At 38.3% G+C, this 4,426-nt stretch carries 5 protein-coding genes; all 5 read right to left on the bottom strand.

The features are described 5' to 3' along the window. On the bottom strand, positions 1 to 622 hold a 622-nt coding region (locus tag Q1553_RS07285; RefSeq protein WP_300842865.1), incomplete at its 3' end, for an MFS transporter. Positions 623 to 766: 144 nt separating this feature from the next. Next, positions 767 to 1,546, bottom strand: coding sequence for a flagellar biosynthetic protein FliR (gene fliR, locus Q1553_RS07280; protein WP_115551429.1), 780 nt, complete (start codon positions 1,544 to 1,546; stop codon positions 767 to 769). A gap of 41 nt (positions 1,547 to 1,587) precedes the next feature. Then, positions 1,588 to 2,232, bottom strand: a complete 645-nt coding sequence (locus Q1553_RS07275) for an ATP-binding cassette domain-containing protein (protein ID WP_297571379.1) — start codon at positions 2,230 to 2,232, stop codon at positions 1,588 to 1,590. A gap of 15 nt (positions 2,233 to 2,247) precedes the next feature. Further along, complete coding sequence (gene tsf / locus Q1553_RS07270; RefSeq protein WP_115551431.1) at positions 2,248 to 3,315, bottom strand: translation elongation factor Ts; 1,068 nt, start codon at positions 3,313 to 3,315, stop codon at positions 2,248 to 2,250. A 9-nt stretch (positions 3,316 to 3,324) separates the two neighbouring features. Continuing rightward, positions 3,325 to 4,119: a 30S ribosomal protein S2 gene (gene rpsB / locus Q1553_RS07265; RefSeq protein WP_115551432.1), complete on the bottom strand. Its 795-nt coding sequence runs from the start codon at positions 4,117 to 4,119 to the stop codon at positions 3,325 to 3,327. Positions 4,120 to 4,426: the final 307 nt, after the last annotated feature.

Genomic DNA, 4,426 nt, shown 5'->3' with positions numbered 1-4,426 from the left:
TCACTAAAACAACTTTAAACTCTGGCTTGACTCTCTGCACAGATTCTTTCTCTTGGATTCCAAAGATAATCAAAACAAAAAGTAGAATCCCAAGCGCAAAAAGTGTCGCAAAAATACTTTTCCACGAAAAGAAATCCAACAAAAATCCCCCAAACACAGGGGCAAGCATAGGAGCTAAACTAGAAACAACCATCATTAAAGCAAACGCACTTGCCGCTTCTTTTAACGCAAAATTATCATTGATAATTGCACGCGCAATCACCACTCCAGCACAGCCACCAAGTGCTTGCAAAAAACGCCAAAAAATAAAACTATCCACAGAATCAAAGCTAATGCACGCAAAGCTTGCGACAATAAAAAGTGCGATTCCAATATACAGGGGCTTTTTCCTGCCATAAACATCACTCAAAGGTCCATAGATTAACTGCCCAAACGCAAAAGCGATGAAAAAAATAGCCAAAGAAAGTTGCGCATAAAAAGGTGTAGTCGCGAAACTTCTCTGAACCTCTCCAAGTGCGGGCAAATACATATCCGTAGAAAGAGGAGCAAGGCTAGACATAAAAGCCAAAATAACAATCAACCTCGCTTTTGCAAAACCTTGATAAGCAGTAGCTTTTTGCATAGAAAATCCTCAAGTTTTTGATTTTGAAAAACGATTATAACACATTAGAATTTTAGAAAAAAATTAATTAACTTTTTGTGCGTTTGGATTCTGTAAGATTCCACAAAAAATCAAAACCCGCAAAGAGTCTTGCAAAATATCAGGCTAAAAACCCGCTTGAAATAAAAGAGTGAGTGCGTCAAATGCACTTAAAAATTCGCGCTTAAAATGCAACATAATCGCCGGAACAATCACAACCAACACCGCAAAAGCGACTGCAATTTTGACAGGAAATCCGATTGCTAGCAAATTGAATTGCGGATGGGCTTTCATAATCATACCAAAAATAATATCTGATAGCAAAATCAAAGCAATAATCGGAAAGGACATTGTAAGCCCTACAACAAAAAGACTTGCAAAAGACTTCACAATATATTCAATATAATTTTGAGTAAAAAGAAAACCACCCAATGGAATCTCTTGAATGCTCTGCGCAACAAAATAAAAGAACAAATGATGATAATCAAGCCCTAGTGCAATCAGCAAAGCAAGAAGTGTAAGCAGTTGCCCTACAATTGGTTTTTGCGCTCCCGTAATAGGGTCATAAGCATTTGCAATCGTCAATCCCATTGCAAACGAAATCAATTCTCCACCAAAAGAAATCATACCGAAAACAATTTGCAATGCCATAGATGCGAGAAATCCCAACATAATTTCAGAAAGTCCCGCAACGATGAAGCGCAAAATCGTCCAATTTGCTGGTGGCACAACATCTAAAAGAGGGACAAAAAGAATCGTAAGCCAAAAAATCAATGCGCCTTTAATGGAATTATTAATCATTTGATTTTCAAAAAAAGGAAAAAAGGCGATAATCCCGGCAAATCGTAACAGCAAGAGTAGAAAGTTTGCGACATTCCCTTCAGTAAGATAGGCTAGGAGTTCCATAACTTAAAACTTTTTCAACTCTTAAATAGGAAAAGGAGATTTTATTCAAGAGATTTAAGAGAAGCGTGTTCCAAACGATAAGAATGTAAAGCTTTCCTTGCAAGAATTGGGTCGTGCGTAACAAATACAAGCAACGATTGTGTCAATCTCACATAATCAAACAAAAGCTCCATTACGCCAAAAGCCGTTTCCCTATCCAAATTTCCGGTTGGTTCATCAGCAAAGATGATTTTAGGTCTTTTAGTCAAAATCCTAGCAATGGATAGCCTCTGCTGCTGCCCTCCGCTCAATGCGCTGACATTTAATGGCAAAGTTTCTAAAATTCCAAACAAACTTAAAAGCTCGTGGTCAATCTTTTGATTACTCAACAAAGAAGCAACTTCCAAGTTTTCTTCTGCGCTGAATCCCAAAAATAAATAATGCGATTGAAAAATGATTCCAATTTCATTACGTCTTAGGGCAAGTAATTCACTTTGGGGAAGTTGATAAATATCCTTGCCCAAAAGCTTCACAACACCACTTTGAGGCTTTAAAAAACTAGAAAGAATGTGCAAGAGCGTGCTTTTGCCACTCCCACTTACACCCATAATAGAGAGTGTTTCACCTGCATTTAAGCTGAAAGTTACATTTTCTAAAATAGGAGAATCATAGCCAAAAGAAAGGTTTTCAGCTACAAGAGAAGCCAAGCAGAGCTCCCCAAATTAGCCTAATTGTGCTGCAACTTCATCTGCGAAGCTACAAGCTTGTTTTGTGATTCCCTCGCCAAGCTCAAAACGCACATATTCCACGACTTCAATAGAATCCCCGAGTTCTTTAGATTTATCCCCCAATACTTGTGCAATTGTTTTCTTATCGTCCATTACAAAGAACTGCCCCAATAGTGTAAGCCTTTGGTCTAAAATCGTAGAATCTGCCTTGAATCTTTCTAATTGTCCGGGCAAAATTTTATCCCAAATTTGCTCTGGTTTGCCTTGTGCTTTTAATTCTGCCTTTAATTTTTCCTCTTGTTGTTTTAAGATTTCATCAGTTAATTCTAGCTGACTAATATATTCTGGAATCTTATGCAAAGGCTTGCCAAGTCTTTTTAGCTCTTCATTTTCTTTTTCTAGCTCCGCAATAATCGCTGTTTTCTCGCTTTTAATAAAGTCCAAATCAAAAGAATGGTAAGAAATCACTTGTGGTTTCATCGCCGCAGCGTGCATACAAAGACTCTTCGTAAAATCCGACAATTTAGCCGCATTTGCTTCATTTTGGCATTTTAATGCAATAATAACGCCCACGCGCCCATTAGAATGCACATATGCATTGACGATTCCACCTCCTTTTGCTTCAACTTTCGCGATTCTGCGCACAACGATATTTTCACCGATTTTTGCAATTTGAGACTTTAGGTATTCTTCAAATTTCGCTCCCTCAAAGTTAAGCGTGTGAAGTTCCTCTACATTGGAGACATCAGAATCTTGCACCATTGCGATTGTTTTTGCGCTCAATTCTTTGAAGCCGTCATTCTTAGCCACAAAGTCTGTTTCAGAGTTAATCTCTGCCATACTTACCTTTTTGAAATCAGGAGATACTTTAATAGCAATACTTCCCTCTGCCGCTACTCTGTCAGCTTTTTTTGCTGCTTTACTAAGCCCTTTTTCCCTCAAATATTCTACGGCTTTTTCTAAATCACCGCCCACTTCTACAAGAGCTTTTTTACAATCCATCATTCCCGCGTCTGTCCTATCGCGAAGTTGTTTTACAAGCTGCGCACTAATCTCTGCCATTGCCTCTCCTTATTCTGCTTCTACACTCTTGGCGAAATCTTCTTCGCTCATTGCTTCCTCAATCACCTCTTGTTTTTCCTCCTCACTTGCTGGCTCTGCTACTTCTTGTGTCGGTGCTTCACCACCAGCAATTGCACGCCCTTCTGTAATAGCCTCTGCCATTTCTTTACAGAATAGCTGAATAGAACGAATTGCATCATCATTACCCGGGATTGGATAATCCACCATATCGGGGTCGCAGTTTGTATCTAGTGGCGCAACGACAGGAATCCCTAATCTTCTTGCTTCTGCGACTGCAATTTTTTCTTTTGCCGCGTCAATCACAAAAATCATATCAGGAGCTTTTTTAAGATGTCTCACACCGCCCAAATAACGCGCTAATTTCTCTTTTTTGCGCTGAATCATCAGTTTTTCTTTTTTCGTTAGCAAGTCAATTTGCCCGCTAGCTTCCATTTCCTCAATAATTTCAAGCTTACGGATAGACTTTTTAATGGTAGAGAAGTTTGTAAGCATTCCACCTAGCCAACGATAATTCACATAAGGAGCATTGATGCTATCCGCATATTGTTTGAGTGTTTCGCTTGCTTGTTTTTTCGTCCCAACAAACATTACCACTTTGCCCTCCGCTGCCGCGTCGCGCACAATATTGTAAGTGTAGCGAAAATAACGCAAAGTTTTTTGCAAATCAATAATATGAATATTTTTGCGCACACCAAAAATGTATTTTTTCATCTTTGGATTCCAACGTCTTGTTTGGTGTCCAAAATGCACACCACATTCTAAAAGGTCTTTCATTGTTACCATAGTGTTCTCCTATTTGTTGTTTTGGTTTTCCCTCCACGCTCCTTCAACGCTATCAAGCGCAACCTAAACTTAGGATTAGCGTGTGTGAAATTTGATAAATAAAAGGTTAGCATTTTATTAAAATTTTCTTTAATTTTAGCTTTTATTAAAGTTATTGCTTTCCTAAACTATCTTAAAATTCTTTGCTTTCTATTAATGTTTGCTCTTTCATTGCTTGAGCAATCTCTTCATATCCTTTCAATGCGTTTTCATCACACAAAACCCATTCATTAAGTCCCTCTAAACTCATCATATGTGCAATTTTTGG

Source organism: Helicobacter sp. UBA3407 (assembly GCF_949747025.1).
In the GTDB taxonomy this organism is placed as follows: domain Bacteria; phylum Campylobacterota; class Campylobacteria; order Campylobacterales; family Helicobacteraceae; genus Helicobacter_D; species Helicobacter_D ganmani.
The sequence above is the reverse complement of the archived record's forward strand: the minus strand, read 5'-3'. Positions and strand labels throughout refer to the sequence as shown.

Excerpts from the sequence above, each read along its gene's own strand:
- rpsB (WP_115551432.1), bottom strand. The coding sequence starts at position 4,119 with ATGGTAACAATGAAAGACCTTTTAGAATGTGGTGTGCATTTTGGACAC.
- tsf (WP_115551431.1), bottom strand. The coding sequence starts at position 3,315 with ATGGCAGAGATTAGTGCGCAGCTTGTAAAACAACTTCGCGATAGGACA.
- fliR (WP_115551429.1), bottom strand. The coding sequence starts at position 1,546 with ATGGAACTCCTAGCCTATCTTACTGAAGGGAATGTCGCAAACTTTCTA.